This is a genomic window from Streptomyces sedi (genome assembly GCF_006335015.1).
Classification (GTDB): domain Bacteria; phylum Actinomycetota; class Actinomycetes; order Streptomycetales; family Streptomycetaceae; genus Streptomyces; species Streptomyces sedi.
Map to the genome: position 1 here is coordinate 26,006 of NZ_VDGT01000015.1, position 21,186 is coordinate 47,191.

Here is a 21,186-nt window from a genome sequence, read left to right on the forward strand (position 1 = left end):
GTGGCCGGGAATCTCCCCGTGATGTTTGCCCGTGCGCCCCTGATGTGCTCGTATCGCTTCGCGTCCCCTTGTCGATCTCGTATCTCTCTCTACACTCCGGCGACGTCTGTCAGTTTTCCGCAGCACGCCTGAGCGTCAAGGAGGACGAATGGCACACCCCCATGTCATACAGGCAGCCGAGGCCGTCGAACTCACCAGTGGGAACCGGACGCTGGTCCTGCTGATCGCCGTGGTCGCCCTGGCGGCCCTGGGACTGGCGATCGTTCTGGTGCGACAGGTCCTCGCCGCCGGCGAAGGCACCGAGAACATGCGGAAGATCGCCGCCGCCGTTCAGGAGGGCGCCAACGCCTATCTCGCCAGACAGTTGCGTACCCTCGCGATCTTCGCCTTCGTCGTCGTCTTTCTCCTTCTGCTGCTCCCTGCGGACGACTGGAACGAACGGATCGGGCGTTCCCTCTTCTTCGTCGTCGGTGCCGCTTTCTCGGCGGGTACCGGTTATCTGGGAATGTGGCTGGCGGTGCGGAGTAATGTCCGGGTGGCTGCCGCTGCGCGTGAGGCGGGAGAAAAGGACCTGATCTCCGTGCGGCACCAGGCGATGCGCATCGCCTTTCGCACCGGCGGCGTGGTCGGAATGTTCACGGTCGGGCTCGGCCTGCTGGGCGCCGCCTGTGTCGTGCTGGTCTACACGGCCGACGCGCCGAAGGTGCTGGAGGGCTTCGGCCTCGGCGCCGCGCTGATCGCGATGTTCATGCGGGTCGGCGGCGGCATCTTCACCAAGGCCGCCGACGTCGGCGCCGATCTGGTCGGCAAGGTCGAGCAGGGCATCCCCGAGGACGACCCGCGCAACGCCGCGACCATCGCCGACAACGTGGGTGACAACGTCGGCGACTGCGCCGGCATGGCGGCCGACCTCTTCGAGTCCTACGCGGTCACCCTGGTCGCCGCGCTGATCCTGGGCAGCGTGGCGTTCGGCGACGCGGGTCTCGCGTTCCCGCTGCTGGTCCCCGCGATCGGGGTGCTGACCGCGATGGCCGGCATCTTCCTGGTCGCGCCGCGCCGCGGCGACCGCACCAGCATGACCGCCATCAACCGCGGTTTCTTCCTCTCCGCCGGCATCTCGCTGGCGCTGGTCGCCGTGGCGACCTACCTCTACCTCCCGGACAGCTTCCAGGAGTTGGACGGCGTCACCGACACGGAGATCGCCGCCCACGACGCCGACCCCCGGCTCTTCGCGCTGACCGCCGTCGCCATCGGCATCGTGCTGGCGGCGCTGATCCAGCAGCTCACCGGCTACTTCACCGAGCCTTCCCGCCGCCCGGTCCGCGACATCGGCAGGACCTCGCGCACGGGCCCGGCGACCGTGGTGCTGGCCGGGTTCTCGCTGGGCCTGGAGTCCGCCGTCTACACCGCGCTGCTGGTCGGACTCAGCGTCTACGCGGCCTTCGCGCTGGCCGGCGGCATCCTGATGCTGGCGCTCTTCGCCGTGGCGCTGGCCGGCACCGGGCTGCTGACCACGGTCGGGGTGATCGTGGCCATGGACACGTTCGGCCCGGTCGCCGACAACGCGCAGGGCATCGCCGAGATGTCGGGCGACGTCCAGGGCGAGGGCGCCCAGGTGCTGACCGACCTCGACGCGGTGGGCAACACCACCAAGGCGGTCACCAAGGGCATCGCGATCGCCACCGCCGTGCTGGCCGCCGCCGCGCTGTTCGGCTCCTACCGGGACGCGGTCGTCGAGGCCGTCGCGGAGGCGGAGCTGACGGCGAACGAGGTGCTCGGCGAGGCCGCGCTCAGCCTCGACATCTCGCAACCCAACAACCTGGTCGGTCTGATCATCGGCTCCGCGGTCGTCTTTCTCTTCTCGGGGCTCGCGGTCAACGCCGTCTCCCGCTCGGCTGGCTCGGTGGTGTACGAGGTGCGCCGGCAGTTCCGCGAGCGGCCGGGGATCATGGACCACACCGAGCAGCCCGAGTACGGCAGAGTCGTGGACATCTGCACCAGGGACTCGCTGCGCGAGCTGGCCACCCCGGGGCTGTTGGCGGTGATGGCGCCGATCGCGGTCGGCTTCAGCCTGGGCATCGGCCCGCTGGGCGCCTATCTCGCCGGGTCCATCGGCACCGGCATCCTGATGGCGGTCTTCCTCGCCAACTCCGGTGGCGCCTGGGACAACGCCAAGAAGCTGGTCGAGGACGGTCACCACGGCGGCAAGGGCAGCGAGGCCCACGCCGCGACGGTGATCGGCGACACCATCGGCGACCCGTTCAAGGACACGGCGGGTCCCGCGATCAATCCGCTGCTCAAGGTGATGAACCTGGTCGCGCTGCTCATCGCCCCCGCCGTCATCACCCTCAGCTACGGCGAGGATGCCCACGCGGGGCTCCGCGCGCTGATCGCCGCCCTGGCGATCGCGGTGATCGTGGTGGCGGTGCAGCTCTCACGGCGGCGCGGCATCGCGGTCGACGACTCGGAGGACGACGCCCCGAGGAGCGACGACCCCGACGACCCCGACGACTCCGACGACCCCGACCCCGACGGCGACGGTTCGGCGAACGAGGGCGCCGAACCGTCCACGAGGGGTGGTGCCGCGCCGGGGAAGTCCTAGGAGGCCGGGAAGGCGCGTTCCCCCGCGCCCGCGACGGTCCGGGCCACCGTCACGGGCGCGGGCGAACGGCCCCCAGGCCCCACCCCCGTTTCCCCCGTTTCCCCCGTTCCCCCCGGGGGGCTCTAGCCGGCCGCGCTGAAGCGGAGCATGTTCCCCGCCGGGTCGCGGAAGGCGCAGTCACGGACGCCGTAGGGCTGGTCGATCGGCTCCTGGAGCACGTCGCCGCCCGCCGCGCGGACGCGTTCGAACGTGGCGTCCACGTCGTCCGTCGTGAAGTTCACCCCGCGCAGCAGCCCCTTGGCCAGCAGCTCGGCGACGGCCTTCCGGTCGGCCTCCGACGCGTTCGGGTCGGCCAGCGGCGGTTCCAAAACGATCTCCACGCCCGGCTGGTCGGGCGAGCCGACGGTCAGCCAGCGCATCCCCTCGAACGAGACGTCGTTGCGGACCTCAAGACCGAGGACGTCGCGGTAGAAGGTGAGGGCCTTGTCGTGGTCGTCGACGGCGATGAAGCACTGTGCGAGCTTGATGTTCATGTCCCCGACGCTACGAGGCGTCGCCCGACCGCGCTTCTCCGATCCTGACCGATCCGCTCCCGACCGATCCGATCCCGACAGGTCGCCGTCGCCCGCGGGGAGCGGGAACGGTCACCCGTCGCCGTTTCGCTCCTCCCGGGCACGCGGCGGCTTCCTGACCGGGCGGGTCAGGTACTTGGCGACACACGCCGGGATCGGCGCGCCCGACTCGTGCGGGCGGGCGCGGTAGGCGCTCGGGGAGACGCCGACCAGCGCGGTGAAGCGCGAGCTGAAGGAGCCCAGCGAGGTGCAGCCCACCGCGAAGCAGACCTCCGTCACGCTCAGGTCGCCCCTGCGCAGCAGCGCCTTCGCGCGCTCCACGCGGCGGGTCATCAGGTAGTTGTACGGCGTCTCGCCGTAGGCGGCGCGGAAGCTGCGCGAGAAGTGGCCCGAGGACATCAGCGCGACCCTGGCCAGCGCGGGGACGTCCAACGGCGACGCGTAGTCGCGGTCCATCGCGTCGCGCGCGCGGCGCAGCCGCCTCAGGTCGTCGAGCTCCACGTCCGCCAGCATCGCACGGCCGCCGCGGTCCCGGTCCGGTACGGGTTCCGGCGGCGACCGACTGGGAAGCCGCCGGCCGAGGCGCTATCCTCGGCCCCCGGCCCAGGAGCCCACGCACGTCGTGGACCAGCGGCGACCCCGGTGCCGGTCGCCGCCTCCGCCGGAGAGTCCCGGTGCGGCCGAGCCCATCCCTTCGCCGCCCCGGGCCGACCCGCGCCCGACCGGCCGACACCACCTGCCCGTCACGACCACGGGCCGCCGTCACGCGCGCCCCGCCGGGACCGACCCGTCCCGCGGGGCGTCGGAACGCGCGGTCGGCCCGACCATGTTCGCGAACGCGACCGCCGCGCGGCGACGACCGCCGGCGGCCGTACCGAGGGAGACACCGCCATGAGCAACGGCACCGAGGCGTCGCGGCCCGCAGCCGACAGCCACGACTGGATCCGCGTGCGCGGCGCGCGGGAGAACAACCTGAGGGACGTCGACGTCGAGATTCCCAAGCGTCGGCTGACCGTCTTCACCGGGGTCTCGGGCTCCGGCAAGAGCTCGCTGGTCTTCGGCACGATCGCGGCCGAGTCCCAGCGGATGATCAACGAGACCTACAGCGCCTTCCTCCAGGGCTTCATGCCGTCGCTGGCGCGACCGGAGGCGGACCTGCTGGAGGGGTTGACCACGGCGATCATCGTCGACCAGGAGCGGATGGGCGCCAACCCGCGCTCCACGGTCGGCACCGCGACCGACGCCAACGCGATGCTGCGGATCCTCTTCAGCCGGCTGGGCGAGCCGCACGTCGGCTCGCCCAACGCGTTCTCGTTCAACGTCCCCTCCGTCAGGGGCGCCGGCGCGGTCACCGTCGAGCGTGGCGAGGGCACGAAGAAGGAACGGGTCGACTTCCAGGTCAACGGCGGTATGTGCCCGCGCTGCGAGGGCATCGGCTCGGCGACCGACATCGATCTGAGCCAGCTCTTCGACGACAGCAAGTCGCTCAACGAGGACCCGTTCACCATCCCCGGCTACACCGCGGACGGCTGGAACGTCCGGCTGATCGCCGCGTCCGGCTTTCTCGACCCGGACAAGCCAATTCGCGACTACACCGATCAGGAACGGCACGACTTCCTGCACCGCGAGCCGATCAAACGAAAGATCGCGGGCACCAACATGACCTACGAGGGTCTGCTGCCCCGCGTCAGGAAGTCGTTCCTCGCCAAGGACCGGGAGGCGATGCAGCCGCACATCAGGGCGTTCGTCGACCGGGCCGTCACCTACACCGCCTGCCCCGACTGCGGCGGCACCCGGCTCAACGAGGCTGCCCGTTCGTCCCGGATCAACGGGATGAACATCGCCGAGGCGTGCGCGACGCAGATCAGCGACCTCGCCGCCTGGGTGCGCGGGATCGACGAGTCCTCGGTCGGGCCGCTGCTCGCCGGGCTGGGTGGGACGCTGGACTCGTTCGTGGAGATCGGCCTCGGCTATCTCTCGCTCGACCGGCCCTCCGGCACGCTCTCGGGCGGCGAGGCGCAGCGCGTGAAGATGATCCGCAACCTCGGTTCCTCGCTCACCGACGTGACCTATGTCTTCGACGAGCCCACCGTCGGCCTCCACCCGCACGACATCCAGCGGATGAACGACCTGCTGCTGCGGCTGCGCGACAAGGGCAACACGGTGCTGGTCGTCGAGCACAAGCCGGAGTCGATCGCCATCGCCGACCACGTCGTCGACCTCGGTCCCGGCGCCGGGACCGGCGGCGGGACGCTCTGCTACGAGGGCACCGTCGAGGGGCTGCGCGCCAGCGGCACGCTGACCGGCCGCCACCTCGACGACCGCGCCGCGCTGAAGGAGAAGGTCCGCGTCCCCACCGGCACGCTGCCGATCCGCGGCGCCGACACGCACAACCTGCGGAACGTCGACGTGGACGTCCCGCTGGGCGCGCTGGTGGTGGTCACCGGCGTCGCCGGCTCGGGCAAGAGCTCGCTGATCCACGGTTCGATCCCGGCCGGCGAGGGGGTCGTCTCCGTCGACCAGGGCGCGATCCGAGGCTCGCGCCGCAGCAACCCCGCCACCTACACCGGGCTGCTCGACCCGATCCGCAAGGCGTTCGCGAAGGCCAACGGCGTCAAGCCGGCGCTCTTCAGCGCCAACTCGGAGGGCGCCTGCCCCGAGTGCAAGGGCGCCGGCGTCATCTACACCGACCTCGGCATGATGGCCGGCGTCGCCACCCCCTGCGAGGAGTGCGAGGGGAGGCGGTTCCAGGCCGCGGTGCTCGACTACCACCTCGGCGGCCGGAACATCAGTGAGGTGCTGGCGATGTCCGTGACCGAGGCGGAGGAGTTCTTCGGCGCCGGCGACGCCCGCACCCCCGCCGCGCACACCGTTCTGCGCCGGCTGGTGGACGTCGGCCTCGGCTATCTGAGCCTCGGCCAGCCGCTGACCACCCTCTCCGGCGGCGAGCGGCAGCGGCTGAAGCTGGCGACGCACATGGGGGAGAAGGGTGGCGTCTACGTGCTGGACGAGCCGACCACCGGCCTCCACCTGGCCGACGTCGAGCAACTCCTCGGGCTGCTCGACCGGTTGGTCGACTCCGGCAAGTCGGTGATCGTCATCGAGCACCACCAGGCCGTCATGGCGCACGCCGACTGGATCATCGACCTGGGCCCGGGCGCCGGCCACGACGGCGGTCGCGTCGTCTTCGAGGGCACCCCGGCCGACCTGGTCGCCGCCCGTTCCACCCTCACCGGCGAGCATCTGGCCGACTACGTGCGGGCCTGATCCCCGTCCGGGCCGCCCTCGTCGAGCAGCAGCGTCAACAGGCCGACGAGGGTGGCCCCCGAGACGATCTCCCGCCGCCGGATCATCCCCCTGACCTCCGTCAACGGAATCCACTCGATCCGTTCGGCCTCGTTCGCCTCGGTCGGCTCGCCGATCCGCGCCGGCCCCTCGCCGAGGAAGACATGGTGCTCGGTGTCGGTGATCCCGGCGGCGGGTTCGCTGTAGACCAGCGGGCGCACCCGCTCCGGGCGCCAGCCGGTCTCCTCCTCCGCCTCCCGGACGGCGGCGTCCGCCGGGCTCTCCCCGTCCTCCACCAGGCCCATCGGCAGCTCCCACGCCCAGGCGTCGGTGACGAAGCGGTGCCGCCACAGCATCAGCACCCGGCGCTCCTCGTCGAGCATGGCTATGACCGCGAGATGCCGCAGCCGGACGACGTGGTGCTCGTAGCGGTGGCCGTCGGGCTGTTCGACGTCGTAGAGCCACAGGTTCAGCCAGGGGTTGGCGTAGATCCGCCGCTCGCCGTGCACCCGCCACCGCATCCGTGGGCCCCCGTTCCCTCACCGTCGTGTCGGCGGGGACAGCATCTCAGGGGGCGCGCGCGGCCGGGGCGTCGGGCGGTCCGCCTGTTCTCACGGACGGCCGCGGTTCGTAGGGTGAACGCCCATCGGTGGTTCGGCCGCCGTGATCCGACGCCCCGTGGAGGACGAGCACCGTGACCGCACCCGCAGCCGACGGCACCTTCGACGCCCTGCTCTGCGACCTGGACGGGGTGCTGCGGCACTGGGACGCGGGCCTGGCGCCCCGGTTGGAGGAGGAGTACGGGCTCGCGCCCGGCGCGTTCCACGGGACGGCGTTCCGTCCCGAGCGGCTGCTGCCCGCCGTGACCGGCGCGGTGACGGACGAGGCGTGGCGGGAGGCGGTCGCCGAGGATTTCGCGCCGGCGTGCGGGTCGTTGGCGCGGGCGCGCGCCCTGGTGGCCGAGTGGACCGACACGCCGGCGACGGTCGACCCGGAGGTGCGGGAGCTGCTGACGACGGTCGGGCGGCGGGTCCCCGTCGTTCTTGTGACAAACGCCACCAGCCGGCTGGACGCCGACCTCGCCTCGCTCGGCCTGACCGGGCTGGCGCACGCCGTGGTCAACTCCTCCCGCGAGGGGGTGGCCAAGCCGGACGCCGGCATCTTTCGGGTGGCGGCCGGGCGGGCCGGTGTTCCCGCTGGTCGCTGCCTGTTCGTCGACGACACGCCCGGCCATGTGACGGCCGCCCGTGCGCTGGGCATGACGGCCCACCACCACCGCGACAACACGTCGCTGCGCCGGGTGTTGGCGCCGCTGCTGGCGGCCTGACGCGCCGTCGCCGTCCGACTGATGCAAATGGCTGCACATCCGGACATCGCCCCCGGCCGTCACTCGGAAGAGGGATGCGCGACGTGTAAGTTCCCGCCCGAGCGGCACGAAGGGACGAGGAACGTGATGAAGAAGCTCCCGGTGGCACTGTCGGGTTGCGCGGCGGTGGTCCTCACGCTGACGGCGTGCGGCGGCGACGACGGCAAGAAGGCCGACGAGTGGGCGCAGAGCGTCTGCGACCAGGTCCAGCCCCAGGTGGAGAGGATTCAGCAGGCCAACACGGCCATCGCGGAGGCCAGCGACGGCAGCCGTTCCCCCGAGGAGGTCCAGGAGGCCGACTCCGAGGCGTTCCAACACATCTCCGACGCCTACGGCGCCCTCGCCGACGCCGTCGACTCGGCCGGCGACCCGCCGGTGGACGACGGCGAACGGCTGCGCGAGGACGCGGTCACCGAACTGCGCGGCATCTCCGACTCCTACGGGCAGCTCAGGGAGACCATCGACGGCCTGGACACCTCCGACCAGGGGGCGTTCGCCGAGGGGCTCCAGAACATCGCCGGCCAGCTCCAGGAGCTGGGCGAGAGCGGCGACGAGGCGCTCAACGAGCTCCAGTCCAGCGACGTCGGCGAGGCGATGGCCCGTCAGGACGGCTGCCAGAGCCCGCCGGCCTCCGGAGAGACGGGCGGGGGCGGCGAGAGCGCCGAGGAGCCGGAGGAATCCGGCGGCAACGAGGGCGGCGACGAGGGCGGGAACGAGGACGAGGGCGGGGAGGAGCAGCCGGAGGAGGGCGAGGGCGACTCCTGACGGGACGCGCGCCCACAATGGTCAGGTGAGCAATTCCGGTCTTCCCCTTCCCGTTCCCGGTCCCGGCGTCGCGCGGCTGCGCGAGGACCTGCTGGCCGCGTCCTTCACCCCCGACGGCGTGCTCGACCTGCTGGGCGCCCCGGCGTACGCCGCGCTCGCGCGGGGCGAGACCGTGCCCGCCGAGCGCGCCACCCGGGGGGACGACGGGCCGCTGGCCACGTTGACGCGGCTCTTTCTCCTCGGTCAGGCGCCGCCCACCGCCCTGGTCGCCGCCGCGCTGCCCGCGTTCACCGCCGAACAGGCCCTGGCCGACGGCTGGTTGACCGCCGTCGACGCGGAAGGCACCGCACGCCGGCGGGCCACCGTCGATCTCCGGCCCTACGCCGGGGACGGAGGCGAGAACTGGTGGATCGTCTCGGACCAGGGGCGCGCGACCGCCGGGGGCGCCGGGGCGCACGGGCAGGGGCGTGACGTGGTGCTGGGCGCCGGCGGGGCCTCCACCACGCTGGCGCAACTCACCGTCCGCACGCCCGTCGGCCGCGCCCTCGACCTCGGCACCGGCTCCGGCGTGCAGGCGCTCCACCTGACCCGCCACGCCGAACGGGTCACCGCCACCGACCTCAACCCCCGCGCGCTGCGCGTCGCCGCCCTCACCCTCGCCCTCTCCCTCGGCGCCGAAGGTGACCCCGGCGCCCCCGGCGGGGTCGACCTGCGCCAAGGCTCGCTCTTCGAACCGGTCGCCGACGCCCCGCCGTTCGACCTGATCGTCTCCAACCCGCCGTTCGTCATCTCCCCCGCCGCGCCAGGATCCGGGCTCACCTACCGCGACGGCGGGCTGCCCGGCGACGCCCTCTGCCGCACGCTGGTGTCCTCCGCCGCCGAGCGGCTCGCCCCCGGCGGCTACTGCCAGCTCCTCGCCAACTGGGAGCAGACCGCCGACCAGGACTGGCGCGAACGGCTCGCCTCCTGGGTGCCGCCCGGCTGCGACGCCTGGATCGTGCGGCGCCAGGAGCAGGACGTCAACGAGTACGCCGAGCTGTGGCTCCGCGACGCCGGCGCCCACCGCGGCGACCGGGCCGACTACCTGGCGGCCTACGACGCGTGGCTCGACGAGTTCGCTTCCCGCTCGGTGCGCTCCGTCGGATTCGGCTGGATCACGCTGCGCCGCTCCGACGCCGCCGACCCCTCCGTGCTGGTCGAGGAGTGGCCGCACTCCGTCGAGCAGCCGCTCGGCGCCGCCGTCCCCGCGCACTTCGCCCGCCGGGACTTCCTGCGCGCCCACGACGACCGCGCGCTGCTGACCGCCCGTTACGCGCTGGCCGAGGGCGTGACGCAGGAACAGCTCGGCCGGCCGGGCGCCGAGGACCCCGAGCACGTGGTGCTGCGTCAGCGCCACGGCATGATGCGCGCCACCGCGATGGACACCGTCGGCGCCGGGTTCGCCGGCAGCTGTGACGGAAGCCTCGCCGCGGGCACGCTGCTGGACGCGATCGCCCAGCTCGTTGACGAGGAGCGGGACACGCTGCGCGCCGCCGCGCCCGGATGGCTGCGCCCCCTCGTTGAACAGGGCTTTCTGGTGCCCGTCGACTGAGCGGCGGCCACCGTCCGCGCCCTTTCGCGCCCCCGGCGACCCCGGCTGCCGGTGTCACCGGGCGGCGGGACGGGCAGCTCTCGGGTTACCGTTCGAGATGCGTTGCGGGGTTTTCCCATTTGACACGCAGCAGGGATGTACCGTCACACTCCGCACCGTCGACACGTTTCCCGGGCTGGAGAGAAGAGCGAGAAGTTGTCCCCCACCAGCGACACCGCCGATGGCGGACGCCGACTCGTCATTGTCGAGTCGCCCGCCAAGGCCAAGACGATCAAGGGCTACCTCGGCCCCGGATATGTGGTCGAGGCCAGCGTGGGGCACATCCGTGACCTCCCCAACGGCGCCAAGGAGGTGCCGGCCGAGTACAAGGGCGAGCCCTGGGCCCGGCTCGGGGTCAACGTCGAGGAGAACTTCCAACCGCTCTACGTCGTCAACAGCGACAAGCGCGACCAGGTGCGCAAGCTCAAGCAGCTGCTCGCCGAGTCCGACGAGCTCTACCTCGCGACGGACGAGGACCGCGAGGGCGAGGCGATCGCCTGGCACCTGCGGGAGGTCCTCAAGCCCAAGGTCCCGGTCCGCAGGATGGTCTTCCACGAGATCACCAGGGACGCCATCAGGGCGGCGGTCGACAACCCGCGCGAGCTGAACCAGCTGCTCGTCGACGCGCAGGAGACCCGCCGCATCCTCGACCGCCTCTACGGCTACGAGGTCTCACCCGTTCTGTGGAAGAAGGTCATGCCCCGGCTCTCCGCCGGCCGGGTGCAGTCCGTGGCGACACGGCTGGTGGTCGAGCGGGAGCGGGAGCGCATCGCGTTCCGTTCCGCCGAGTACTGGGACCTCACCGGCACCTTCGCCGCCGGCGGCGAGGCCGGCACGTTCGACGCGCGGCTGACCTCGGTCGACGGCCGGCGCATCGCCCAGGGCCGGGACTTCGGCGCGGACGGCGAGCTGCGCAGACCGGACCAGGTGCGCCAGCTCAGCGAGGAGAGCGCCCGCGCGCTCGCCGCCGCGCTGGCCGACACGGCGTTCGCGGTCCGCTCCGTCGAGTCCAAGCCGTACCGCCGTTCGCCGTACGCGCCGTTCCGCACGACCACCCTCCAGCAGGAGGCGTCGCGCAAGCTGGGCATGGGTGCCAAGGCCGCGATGCAGGTGGCGCAGCGGCTCTACGAGAACGGCTTCATCACCTACATGAGGACCGACTCGACCACCCTCTCCGACACCGCGGTCAGTGCCGCGAGAGCCCAGGTCACACAGCTCTACGGCGCCGACTACCTGCCCGACCGCCCCCGCGTCTACGCCAGCAAGGTGAAGAACGCGCAGGAGGCGCACGAGGCGATCCGCCCCTCCGGCGACCGCTTCCGCACCCCCGCCGAGACGGGGCTGACGGGCGATCAGTACCGGCTCTACGAGCTGATCTGGAAGCGCACGGTCGCCTCCCAGATGAAGGACGCCGTCGGCCAGTCCGTCGCCGTCCGCGTCGGCGGGACCAGCGCGGACGGGCAGGACTGCGAGTTCAGCGCGACCGGCAAGGTCATCACGTTCCACGGCTTCCTCAAGGCCTATGTCGAGGGCGCCGACGACCCCAACGCCGAGCTGGACGACAGGGAGCGCCGGCTGCCGGCCGTCGCCGAGGGCGACCCGCTCGCGGCGCGCGCCATCACCCCGGACGGTCACTCCACCAAGCCGCCGGCCCGCTACACCGAGGCGACGCTGGTCAAGGAGCTGGAGGAGCGGGAGATCGGCCGCCCCTCCACCTACGCCAGCATCATCGGCACCATCCTGGACCGTCGCTACGTCTTCAAGAAGGGAACGGCGCTGGTGCCGTCGTTCCTCTCCTTCGCCGTGGTCAACCTGCTGGAGCAGCACTTCGGGCGGCTCGTCGACTACGACTTCACCGCCAAGATGGAGGACGACCTCGACCGCATCGCCACCGGCGACGCCGAGGCCGTGCCGTGGCTGCGCCGCTTCTACTTCGGCGAGGGCGAGGGCCAGGGCACCGCCGCCGAGGCGGGCAACGGGGACGGCGACCACCTGGGCGGGCTGAAGGAGCTGGTCACCGACCTCGGCGCGATCGACGCCAGGGAGATCTCCTCCTTCCCCGTGGGCGACGGCATCGTGCTGCGCGTCGGACGCTACGGCCCCTATGTGGAGGCCCCGCCCGAGCAGGGGCAGGAGGACCAGCCGGGCAAGCGCGCCGACGTTCCGGACGACCTGCCGCCGGACGAGCTCTCCGTCGACCTGGCCAAGGAGCTGCTGGCCAAACCGAGCGGCGACTTCGAGCTGGGCGACGACCCGGAGACCGGGCGCCGCATCGTCGCGCGGGACGGGCGCTACGGGCCCTACGTGACCGAGGTGTTGCCCGAGGACGCCCCCAAGTCGGGGAAGAACGCGGTCAAGCCGCGCACCGCCTCGCTGCTGTCCTCGATGACGCTGGACACGGTCACCCTCGAAGAGGCGCTGCGGCTGCTCGCGCTGCCGCGCGTGGTGGGCGTCGACCCCGAGTCGAAGCAGGAGATCACGGCGCAGAACGGGCGTTACGGTCCCTATCTGAAGAAGGGCACGGACTCGCGTTCGCTGGGGACCGAGGACCAGATCTTCACGGTCACCCTCGAACAGGCCCTCGCGCTCTACGCCCAGCCCAAGCAGCGTGGCCGGGCCGCCGCCAAGCCGCCGCTGAAGGAGCTGGGCGAGGACCCGACCAACGGCCGCCCGGTGGTGGTCAAGGACGGCCGTTTCGGTCCCTATGTGACCGACGGCGAGACCAACGCGACGCTGCGCAGGGACGACGACCCGGAGACCATCACCGCGGAGCGTGGCTTCGAACTGCTCGCGGAGCGGCGGGCGAAGGGGCCGGCGAAGAAGACCGCCAAGAAGACGGCCACCAAGAAGACGGCGGCGAAGAAGACCGCGACCAAGACCGCCACCAAGACCGCGACGAAGAAGACGGCCGCGAAGAAGTCGGTGGCGAAGAAGACCGCCACCAAGTCGGCCGCGAAGAAGACGGCGACGAAGACCGCCGCCAAGAAGACCGCGGCGAAGAAGACGGCGGGGGACCCGGCCGGGGAGTGACCCGTTCCACGGTCCCACGGCCGCGGTGCGGTCGGAGTTCCGGAACGGTCGCCCGTGGAAACGGGGGGCCGTTCCGCCGTTCCGCCGTTCCGGGCGGGGCGCGGGGAAGTCGGGGGAGGGCCGCCGCTGGTCAGCGGCCGTTCCGGGCGCCTCGCCCGCGGGGCGGCGCGGCGTCGGGGAGGCGGGCCGGGAGACCGGGACGCGGCCCACCGCTCGGGCTTTTGTCAGAGGGGCGGAGTAACCTCTGTTCTTCCCACGACCGTTGGCCGGGCAGGTGTTCGGGCGGGCGGTCCTCCTCAGATTTCGTAAGGTTACGCTGGCCGACATGACGCGAGCAGAGCAACCCCGGGTTGTTGACCCCCCCACGGGCGCCACCGACGAGGCGCTCGCCGCGGACTCCCGTGACCGCGCGCGAGGCGCGTTGTTGCAGGTCCCAGCCCTGCGTCGGCTGTGGGAGGCACACTTCACCAGCGGCATAGGCGATGCCCTCGCCCTGCTGGTCCTCGTGCTGCTCACCGTTCAGACCGCCCTTCACGTGCCGTCCTCCGGTGAGCCGCTCTTCGGCGGCGAGTACCGGGGGTTGGCGCTGGCCGTCACCGCGGCGTTCGCCGTGCGGCTGCTCGGCACCGGCCTCGCCGGGGTGCTGCTGCTCGGCCCGCTCGCCGGACTGCTCGCGCCCAGCGGGCCGTTGGACCGCCGCTGGACCATGATCGGCGCCGACGGGCTGCGCGCCGCGCTGCTGATCGTGGCGCCCCTGTGGATCGACTGGGTGCCGGACAGCGCGTATGTCTACGTGCTGGCCACGATCTTCGTGACCAGCGTCGCCGAGCGCGTCTGGGTCGCCTGCCGGGACAGCGTCGCCCCGGCGCTGCTGCCCCCGCCGCCGCCGGAGGGCGCGGCGATCAGGCCACTGCCCGACCACCACGACGCCCTGCGCCGACTGTGGCTGCGCGGCGGTTACCTGGCGCTTCCCGTCGCGGCCGTCACCCTGGTCGCCGCCGGCCTGGTGAGTAACCTGCTGGCCACCGGGATCGACTGGTTCGACACCCACCAGGCCGCGCTCGCCTCCTACGTGGCCGCCGGCTACTTCGCCGCCGCCATCTCCGTGCTGTACTTCCTGCGCCTCCCGGCCACCGAGGGCCGCAGGCCGCTCTCCCCGCTGGAGGGGCTGCGCCGCCCGGCCGCCGGCACCAAGCCGGACAAGGGCCGCACGGGCGCGATCCCGGTGCTGGTCCTCGGCTCCGCCACGGTCGCCGCCGGCATCGCCGCCGCCGCGGCGCTCGGCGTGCTGCGCGTCGCCGAACTGGGCGGCGGGCCCGTCTCGTTCGGGCTGCTGACGCTGGGCCTCACCGGCGGCGTGGTCGCCGGCGTCCGGCTGGCCCCGAGCACGCTGCCGGCGCTCTCCAGGCGGCGGCTGTTCGCCCTGGCGATCGCGCTGACCGGTCTCGGCCTCTTCGGCGTCGGCCTGATCTCCGACGCCGCGACGGTGCTCTTCACGGCCGCCGCCACCGGCGTTCTCGCCGGCATCGCGGCGCGGACCGGGCACACCCTGCTCGACCAGGAGACCGAGGAGTTCCGCCGACCGCAGCTCACCCAGCACCTGCACGCCGTGGTGCGGCTGTCCGTGGCGCTGGCCCTGCTGGTGACGCCGCTGGCCGCCGCCCTGATCGGGCCGCACCGGGTGGCGCGCGGCGACTTCGTGCTGGACCACGGCGGCGCCGCCTACACGCTGACCGTCGTCGGCGTGCTGCTGCTGCCCGTCGCCGCGATCGTGCTCGGCCGCACCGACGACCGCAGGGGCGTTCCGCTCCGCAAGGACCTCGTCACCGCCGTGGGCGGCGGGAGCGAGCCCGTCGGCGCCCAGGCCGAGCAGGGCTTCTTCATCGCCGTCGAGGGCGGCGACGGCGCGGGCAAGTCCACCCAGGTCGAGGCGTTGGCCGAGTGGATCAGGAGCAAGGGCCACGAGGTGGTCGTCACCCGGGAACCCGGAGCCACCCCCATCGGGCAGCGGCTGCGCGGCATCCTGCTCGACGTCGCCTCCGACAGCCTCTCGCACCAGGCGGAGGCGCTGCTCTACGCGGCCGACCGCGCCGAGCACGTCCAGTCCGTCATCACCCCGGCGCTGGAGCGCGGCGCCGTGGTCATCACCGACCGCTACGTCGACTCGTCCGTCGCCTACCAGGGCGCGGGGCGCGACCTCTCGTCCGTCGAGGTCTCCCGGATCTCCCGCTGGGCCACCGGCGGGCTCGTCCCGCATCTCACCGTGCTGCTCGACGTCTCACCCGAGACCGCCAGGGAGCGGTTCACCGAGGCGCCCGACCGGCTGGAGTCGGAGCCCAGCGAGTTCCATCTGCGGGTGCGCGGCGGCTTCCTGGCGCTGGCCGCCGCCGACCCGGCGCGCTACCTGGTGATCGACGCCGGCCAGGACGCCGAGTCGGTGACCATGGCCGCCAGGCATCGCCTCGACCAGATGCTGCCGCTCTCCGAGGCCGAGATCCAGGCCCGGGAAGAGGCCAGGCGCAAGGCCGAGGAGGAGGCCCGCCGCCTCGCCGAGGAGGAGCGCAAGCGCAAGGAGGAGGAAGCCCGCCTGGAGCGCGAACGCCAGGAGGAGGAGGCCCGCCTGGAGCGCGAACGCCAGGAGGAGGAGGCCCGCCTGGAGCGCGAGCGTCAGGAGGAGCTGGCCAGGCAGCAGGCCGAGGAGGCCGAGCGTCGGCGCCGCGAGGAGGAGGAGCGCGCCCGCATGGAGGAGGCGCGCCTCGCCGAGGAGGCCAGGCTCCGCGAGGAGGAGGCCGCCAGGGTCGCCGAGGAGCAGCGCCAGCGCCGGGAGGCCGAGGAGCGGCTGCGGCGCGAGGAGGAGGAACGGCGCCGCCGCGAGGCCGAGGAGGAGACGAGGCTCCGCGCCGAGGCCGAGGAGCGCCGTCGGGAGAGGCAGCGCAAGGCCGAGGAGGCGCTGCTCCGCGCCGAGGAGGCCAGGGCCGCCGCCGCGGACAACGAGACCACGGCCCAGATCCCGCACGCCTACCCGGGCGGGCCGGGTGCCGAGGACCCGTCCGCCTCCTCCCGCTCGGACAACGAGGAGACCACCTCGCTGCCCCGCGTCGAGGAGGAGACCAGCGTCCTTCCCCGGATCGACGACGAGACGGCCGTGCTGCCCCGCCCCGACGACCCGGGGGCCGCCGACGACACGCGCCAGCTCCCGGTGATCGGCGACGAGGAGCCGGCCGCCCGGCGCGGGCGCCCCTCGTGGGCCGAGGAGACGCCGCTGGACGACGTGCCCACGCTGGCCGACGAGTTGCTCGGCCCCAGGCCGGGCGACGAGGACGGCGAGGACGACGGCAAGCGCCGCCGCTAGGGCCTGTCGTTCGGATCTTCGTGGAAACGGCCGGCGTCCCCTCGGGGGCGCCGGCCGTATCCGTATCCGTATCCGTATCCGTATCCGTCTCCGTACCCGTTCCCGTTTCCCGGGGCGTTCCGCCGTTGTCAGTGCGGTGCCGCAGAATGGTCGCGACGTGGGCCGAGCGGCGAAGCGCCGCGCGGCGGAGTACCGGGCCGTGTACCGGGTGGCGAAGTGCCGAGCGGTGAAGTGCCGGGTGGCGAGACGAGGTGGGTGCGATGCCGGTCTGGGACGATCTGGTCGGCCAGGAGCGGGTGTCCGGCCAGTTGGCGGTCGCCGCCCGGGACGCCGACACCTATGTCACGGCGGTCGCCCGCGGCGAGGAGCCCGAGCTGTCCGGCTCGTCGATGACGCACGCCTGGCTCTTCACCGGCCCTCCCGGCTCCGGGCGCGCCACGGCCGCCCGCGCCTTCGCCGCGGCTCTCCAGTGCGTCAGCCCGGACCGCGCCCTCGGCGGACAGCCGGGCTGCGGCTTCTGCGACGGCTGCCACACCTCGCTCGTCGGCACCCACGCCGACGTCGAGGTCGTCCGCACCGACCTGCTCACCATCGGCGTCAAGGAGACCAGGGAGCTGGTCCGCCGGGCCCAGCTCTCCCCGGCAGGCGGCCGGTGGCAGGTGATCGTCCTGGAGGACGCCGACCGCCTCACCGAGGGCGCGGGGAACGTCCTGCTCAAGGCCGTCGAGGAGCCGGCCCCGCGCACCGTGTGGCTGCTGTGCGCCCCCTCCACGGAGGACGTGCTGCCCACGATCCGTTCCCGCTGCCGCCAGACGCCGCTGCGCACCCCGCCCGTCGCCGCCGTCGCCGACCTGCTGATGCGGCGCGACGGCATCGAGCCGGACGTCGCCCACGCGGCGGCCCGCGCCACCCAGGGGCACATCGACCGCGCCCGCAGGCTCGCCACCGACGAACGCGCCAGGGCCAGACGGCTGTCGGTGCTGCGCCTGCCCGAGCGGGTGGCGGACGTGGGCGGCGCCCTGCGCGCCGCGCAGGAGCTGGTGGACGCGGCGGCGGAGGACGCCAAGCAGCTCGCCGAGGAGCTGGACGCCAAGGAGTCCGACGAGCTGCGCGCCGCCCTCGGCGCGACCGAGGGCAAGCGGCTGCCGCGCGGTACCGCCGGCGTGATGAAGGACCTGGAGGACCGCCAGAAGCGCCGCGCCACCCGGACCCAACGCGACGCGCTGGACCTCGCGTTGACGGACCTCACCGCGTTCTACCGGGACGTGCTCGCGCACCAGCTGGGGCACGCCGGCGGGCTCTCCGGCGGGGAGAGCGAGGAGTCGACCCGCCGCGTCGCCGCCGCGACGCGCCCCGAGCGGACGCTGCTGCGGATGGAGGCGGTACTGGAGTGCCGCCGCGCCCTCGATCGGAACGTCGCGCCGCTGCTCGCCGTGGAGGCGATGACGATGGCGCTGCGCTGACAGGTACCCTCACCGAAGTCCGTGCCAGCGACCACGGGGGACCCATGCGCACCACCGGCCGCCTCGCCGTTTCCCTTCTCACCGCCACCGCCCTGCTCACCGCGGGCTGCTCCTCCGACGACGACCGCCCGGAGGAGCGGGCGCCCGACGCGGACGCCTCCGACGGCTCGTCGACGACGGAGCCGCCGGACGCGCCACCCCTCGAACCACTGTCGGAGGAGACGCCCGAGGAGCTGCTCCCCTACTACGAGCAGCAGTTGAACTGGCGCGGCTGCGGAGCGGCCGAGTTCCAGTGCGCCTCGCTCACCGTTCCCCTCGACTACGAGAACCCGAACCCGGCGGACGACATCCAGCTCACCGTCACCCGTTCCCGCGCCACCGACCAGGACGACCGCATCGGCGCCCTCCTGATGAACCCCGGCGGGCCCGGCGCCTCCGCCGTCGACTTCGCGCAGGGCTCGGCCGAGTACATCTACCCGGACGAGGTGCGCGCCCGCTACGACATGGTCGGCGTCGACGCCCGCGGCACCGGCCAGAGCGAGCCCGTCTCCTGCCTGGAGGGGCCGGAGATGGACGCGTACACGCTGGTCGACCGGACGCCGGACGACGACGCCGAGGTCGACGCGCTGGTCGCCGCGCAGGAGGAGTTCGCCCAGGGCTGCCAGGAGGGTTCCGGCGCGCTGCTGGAACACATCTCCACCATCGAGTCGGCCCGCGACATGGACGTGCTGCGCCAGGCGCTCGGCGACGAGCGGCTGCACTACGTCGGATTCTCCTACGGCACCAAGCTGGGCGCCGTCTACGCGGGGCTCTTCCCGCAGCGCGTCGGCCACCTGGTGCTGGACGCCGCGATGGACCCGAGGCTGGACACGCTGAGCACCGACCGCGAACAGGCGGGCGGTTTTGAGACGGCCTTTCGGGCCTTCGCCGAGGACTGCGTCTCCGGCGCCGACTGCCCGTTGGGCCAGGAGAACGCCGACGACGCCTCCCAGCGGCTCCTCGACTTCTTCGCCGCGGTGGACGCCGAGCCGCTGCCCACCGGCGACGAGCGCGAGCTGACCGAGTCGCTCGCCACCACGGGCGTCGCGTACGCGCTCTACTCCGAGGACCTGTGGCCCACCCTGCGCCGCGCCCTCGCCGCGGCCATCGAGGACGGCCAGGGCGGCGAGCTGCTGACCCTCGCCGACAACTACAACGGGCGGACGCCGGGCGGCGGTTACGACACCGACATGTTCGCGTTCCCGGCGATCAGCTGCCTGGACAGCCCGGCGGGGAACGCGGACGCCGACGCCGTGCGCGAGCAGCTGCCCTCGTACGAGGAGGCGTCGCCGACCTTCGGCGCGGACTTCGCCTGGGCGACGCTGGCCTGCGCGGCCTGGCCGGTCGAGCCGTCCGGCGGGCCGGTGAGCATCGCGGCCGAGGGCGCCGACCCCATCCTGGTCGTCGGCACCACGCGTGACCCGGCCACCCCCTACGCCTGGTCCGAGGGCCTGGCCGACCAGCTCTCCTCCGGCGTGCTGCTCACCTACGAGGGCGACGGCCACACCGCCTACGGCGGCCTGAGCGAGTGCGTCGACTCCACCGTCAACGACTACCTGTTGGCGAATACCGTGCCCGACGACGGCACCACGTGCTGATGACCTGGGATGATCACGCCATGCCCTGCAACCACTACCGCGCCGCGATATCGGCCCGTGCCACGGGGACCCCTCTCCCGGCCACCGTCACCGAGTCGGCGCTCGACCACCACATGACCAGCTGCCTGAGCTGCGGCCGTTGGGCCAGGCACCTCACCACCCTCCGCGCGGCCACCGACGACCTCCTCCGCCGGAGGCGGCCCACCGAAGCACCTCCCGAACCTGTGTAGACTGGCCCCGCCAAGCGCCCCAACCGGGCGCACCCGCCGCCTTAGCTCAGTCGGCCAGAGCGACGCACTCGTAATGCGTAGGTCAAGGGTTCGATTCCCTTAGGCGGCTCCGGCAAAGGCCGGGTCACGCGGTGCGTGACCCGGCCTTTTCGCTTTCCGTCCATGAGCCTCGCTCGCTCTGACCGCGCCTGGTCTCACCAGGCTCGCCGAGCTGCTCTCCGTTGATATGGGTGAGTCCACTGGGCGGCGTTGCGCATTGAGCGATGCGCCCGGCTCTCTGTGAGCGTCGTCCTCACTCCGAACGGCCAAGGAGCGAATGGTGGACTACACGCGGACCGAGTCCTCGTGGACGGCGGCGACGGCCAAGCTCGTCGTGCGTGGAGATGACCTTGAGCCTGACGCGGTGAGTGCCCTTCTGGGCCTCACTCCCTCCAGCGTCAAAGCACCCGGTCCCGATCAACGGGCTCCGGAGGGTGACGCCGCGGGGCTGTGGGCCCTGGCTGCCGGCCCGTGGAGGAAGCAGAGTCTCGCGGAGCAGCTTGAGGAACTCTCCGAGGTTGTCGAGGCTCATGCTGACGGGCTTCGGGAGCTTCGGGAGTCGGGGTGTGAGGTGAGGGTTGTGGCTTTCGGGTTCGTCGGAAGTGTCGCTCATCTGGAGGTCAGTACCGAATGTGTTCGTCGTCTTGGTGCGCAGGGGGTTTCCCTGCATCTGGATCCCAGCAGTAACTCTCGTTAGAAAGAGTCAGAGAAGTCCATTTACTTCGGCGCCGCAGGTGCCGAGCCCTGCGTTCCGTTGCCCACGAGGTGGGGTTCCCGACCCTTCCAATGAACGCGTCGCACGCTCCTCGGCGGTCTAGCGCGAGGCGTTCGTCACCGAAGGTATCGGTGCCCGCCTGATGGGACCCGGCCGCGAAGACGAATAGGGCCGTCGCGGACGACTGGCCCGGATGTGGCAGTGGGTCGAGGCCGTGCTCGCAACCCTCAAAGGCCAACTCGGCCTGGGGACACACGCCGGGAGAACCCGGACGGCCGGAGTCTTCGCCCGCACCGGCCAGTGCTTGCTCGCCCTGGCCGCCGCGACCTGGCACCACTGGACCACCGATGCCCCGGTCAAACGCTCACTGATCGCGTCTGAGTGAGTTGCTCTCGGAGGGAATGGGTGACGTGCACTGGGCCGCCTGCCGTGAACTTGGATAGCCGCTGGTCGGTCTATTGCGAAGCAGGTGGGAAGAGAAGAAGGCGTAGGGGTGCGAA

Annotated in this window: 14 protein-coding genes, 1 tRNA gene and 1 pseudogene; 13 read left to right on the forward strand and 3 right to left on the reverse strand. The window is 72.5% G+C overall.

Annotation, left to right across the window (positions count from 1 at the left end; translation table 11 throughout):
* Positions 1 to 148 precede the first annotated feature (148 nt).
* Positions 149 to 2,602, forward strand: a complete 2,454-nt coding sequence (locus tag FH715_RS19120; RefSeq protein WP_139646960.1) for a sodium-translocating pyrophosphatase — start codon at positions 149 to 151, stop codon at positions 2,600 to 2,602.
* 122 nt (positions 2,603 to 2,724) lie between these two features.
* Here FH715_RS19120 and FH715_RS19125 read toward each other — a convergent pair whose 3' ends face one another.
* Complete coding sequence (locus tag FH715_RS19125; protein ID WP_139646961.1) at positions 2,725 to 3,135, reverse strand: VOC family protein; 411 nt, start codon at positions 3,133 to 3,135, stop codon at positions 2,725 to 2,727.
* Between the two features lie 111 nt (positions 3,136 to 3,246).
* On the reverse strand, positions 3,247 to 3,675 hold the full coding sequence (locus tag FH715_RS19130) for a helix-turn-helix transcriptional regulator (RefSeq protein WP_211367712.1): 429 nt from the start codon (positions 3,673 to 3,675) through the stop codon (positions 3,247 to 3,249).
* Between the two features lie 390 nt (positions 3,676 to 4,065).
* Between FH715_RS19130 and FH715_RS19135 the strand changes: the two genes are divergently transcribed.
* Positions 4,066 to 6,441: an ATP-binding cassette domain-containing protein gene (locus tag FH715_RS19135; RefSeq protein ID WP_139646965.1), complete on the forward strand. Its 2,376-nt coding sequence runs from the start codon at positions 4,066 to 4,068 to the stop codon at positions 6,439 to 6,441.
* Here FH715_RS19135 and FH715_RS19140 read toward each other — a convergent pair.
* Complete coding sequence (locus tag FH715_RS19140) at positions 6,426 to 6,980, reverse strand: NUDIX hydrolase (protein WP_139646967.1); 555 nt, start codon at positions 6,978 to 6,980, stop codon at positions 6,426 to 6,428. The genes FH715_RS19135 and FH715_RS19140 overlap by 16 nt on opposite strands.
* Before the next feature lie 173 nt (positions 6,981 to 7,153).
* On the opposite strand from FH715_RS19140, the gene FH715_RS19145 reads away from it, so the two are divergent.
* The 11 genes and pseudogenes from FH715_RS19145 to FH715_RS29570 all read left to right on the forward strand — a co-directional run.
* Complete coding sequence (locus tag FH715_RS19145) at positions 7,154 to 7,786, forward strand: HAD-IA family hydrolase (RefSeq protein ID WP_139646969.1); 633 nt, start codon at positions 7,154 to 7,156, stop codon at positions 7,784 to 7,786.
* Positions 7,787 to 7,912: 126 nt separating this feature from the next.
* Entirely contained in the window at positions 7,913 to 8,590 is a 678-nt protein-coding gene (locus FH715_RS19150; protein ID WP_211367713.1) for a small secreted protein, read from the forward strand.
* Between the two features lie 25 nt (positions 8,591 to 8,615).
* Positions 8,616 to 10,181 carry a DUF7059 domain-containing protein gene (locus tag FH715_RS19155; protein ID WP_139646971.1) on the forward strand — a complete coding sequence of 522 codons (1,566 nt, stop codon included), beginning with the start codon at positions 8,616 to 8,618 and terminating at the stop codon, positions 10,179 to 10,181.
* A 195-nt stretch (positions 10,182 to 10,376) separates the two neighbouring features.
* The gene (topA, locus tag FH715_RS19160) at positions 10,377 to 13,250 is read left to right on the forward strand and encodes a type I DNA topoisomerase (RefSeq protein ID WP_139646972.1); all 2,874 of its coding nucleotides are present in this window, start codon (positions 10,377 to 10,379) and stop codon (positions 13,248 to 13,250) included.
* A 325-nt stretch (positions 13,251 to 13,575) separates the two neighbouring features.
* On the forward strand, positions 13,576 to 16,602 hold the full coding sequence (gene tmk, locus FH715_RS19165) for a dTMP kinase (protein ID WP_139646975.1): 3,027 nt from the start codon (positions 13,576 to 13,578) through the stop codon (positions 16,600 to 16,602).
* A 260-nt stretch (positions 16,603 to 16,862) separates the two neighbouring features.
* Positions 16,863 to 18,065 carry a DNA polymerase III subunit delta' gene (locus tag FH715_RS19170; protein ID WP_139646977.1) on the forward strand — a complete coding sequence of 401 codons (1,203 nt, stop codon included), beginning with the start codon at positions 16,863 to 16,865 and terminating at the stop codon, positions 18,063 to 18,065.
* A gap of 44 nt (positions 18,066 to 18,109) precedes the next feature.
* A complete protein-coding gene (locus FH715_RS19175) occupies positions 18,110 to 19,702 on the forward strand; it encodes an alpha/beta hydrolase (RefSeq protein ID WP_139646979.1) in 1,593 nt (530 codons plus the stop codon).
* Complete coding sequence (locus tag FH715_RS19180) at positions 19,702 to 19,932, forward strand: hypothetical protein (RefSeq protein ID WP_139646981.1); 231 nt, start codon at positions 19,702 to 19,704, stop codon at positions 19,930 to 19,932. The genes FH715_RS19175 and FH715_RS19180 overlap by 1 nt, the downstream gene beginning before the upstream one ends.
* 35 nt (positions 19,933 to 19,967) lie before the next feature.
* A tRNA-Thr gene (locus FH715_RS19185) sits at positions 19,968 to 20,041 on the forward strand.
* A 207-nt stretch (positions 20,042 to 20,248) separates the two neighbouring features.
* Positions 20,249 to 20,668: a DUF4279 domain-containing protein gene (locus FH715_RS29565; protein ID WP_139646983.1), complete on the forward strand. Its 420-nt coding sequence runs from the start codon at positions 20,249 to 20,251 to the stop codon at positions 20,666 to 20,668.
* A gap of 124 nt (positions 20,669 to 20,792) precedes the next feature.
* Positions 20,793 to 21,071, forward strand: a pseudogene (locus FH715_RS29570) (IS982 family transposase); the annotation flags it as partial.
* Positions 21,072 to 21,186 lie beyond the last annotated feature (115 nt).

Bases quoted from the DNA above. Each gene is read 5' to 3' on its own strand.
- FH715_RS19120 (WP_139646960.1), top strand. From the start codon at position 149: ATGGCACACCCCCATGTCATACAGGCAGCCGAGGCCGTCGAACTCACC.
- FH715_RS19125 (WP_139646961.1), bottom strand. From the start codon at position 3,135: ATGAACATCAAGCTCGCACAGTGCTTCATCGCCGTCGACGACCACGAC.
- FH715_RS19135 (WP_139646965.1), top strand. From the start codon at position 4,066: ATGAGCAACGGCACCGAGGCGTCGCGGCCCGCAGCCGACAGCCACGAC.
- FH715_RS19140 (WP_139646967.1), bottom strand. From the start codon at position 6,980: ATGCGGTGGCGGGTGCACGGCGAGCGGCGGATCTACGCCAACCCCTGG.
- FH715_RS19150 (WP_211367713.1), top strand. From the start codon at position 7,913: ATGAAGAAGCTCCCGGTGGCACTGTCGGGTTGCGCGGCGGTGGTCCTC.
- tmk (WP_139646975.1), top strand. From the start codon at position 13,576: ATGACGCGAGCAGAGCAACCCCGGGTTGTTGACCCCCCCACGGGCGCC.
- FH715_RS19170 (WP_139646977.1), top strand. From the start codon at position 16,863: ATGCCGGTCTGGGACGATCTGGTCGGCCAGGAGCGGGTGTCCGGCCAG.
- FH715_RS19175 (WP_139646979.1), top strand. From the start codon at position 18,110: ATGCGCACCACCGGCCGCCTCGCCGTTTCCCTTCTCACCGCCACCGCC.
- FH715_RS19180 (WP_139646981.1), top strand. From the start codon at position 19,702: ATGACCTGGGATGATCACGCCATGCCCTGCAACCACTACCGCGCCGCG.
- FH715_RS29565 (WP_139646983.1), top strand. From the start codon at position 20,249: ATGGTGGACTACACGCGGACCGAGTCCTCGTGGACGGCGGCGACGGCC.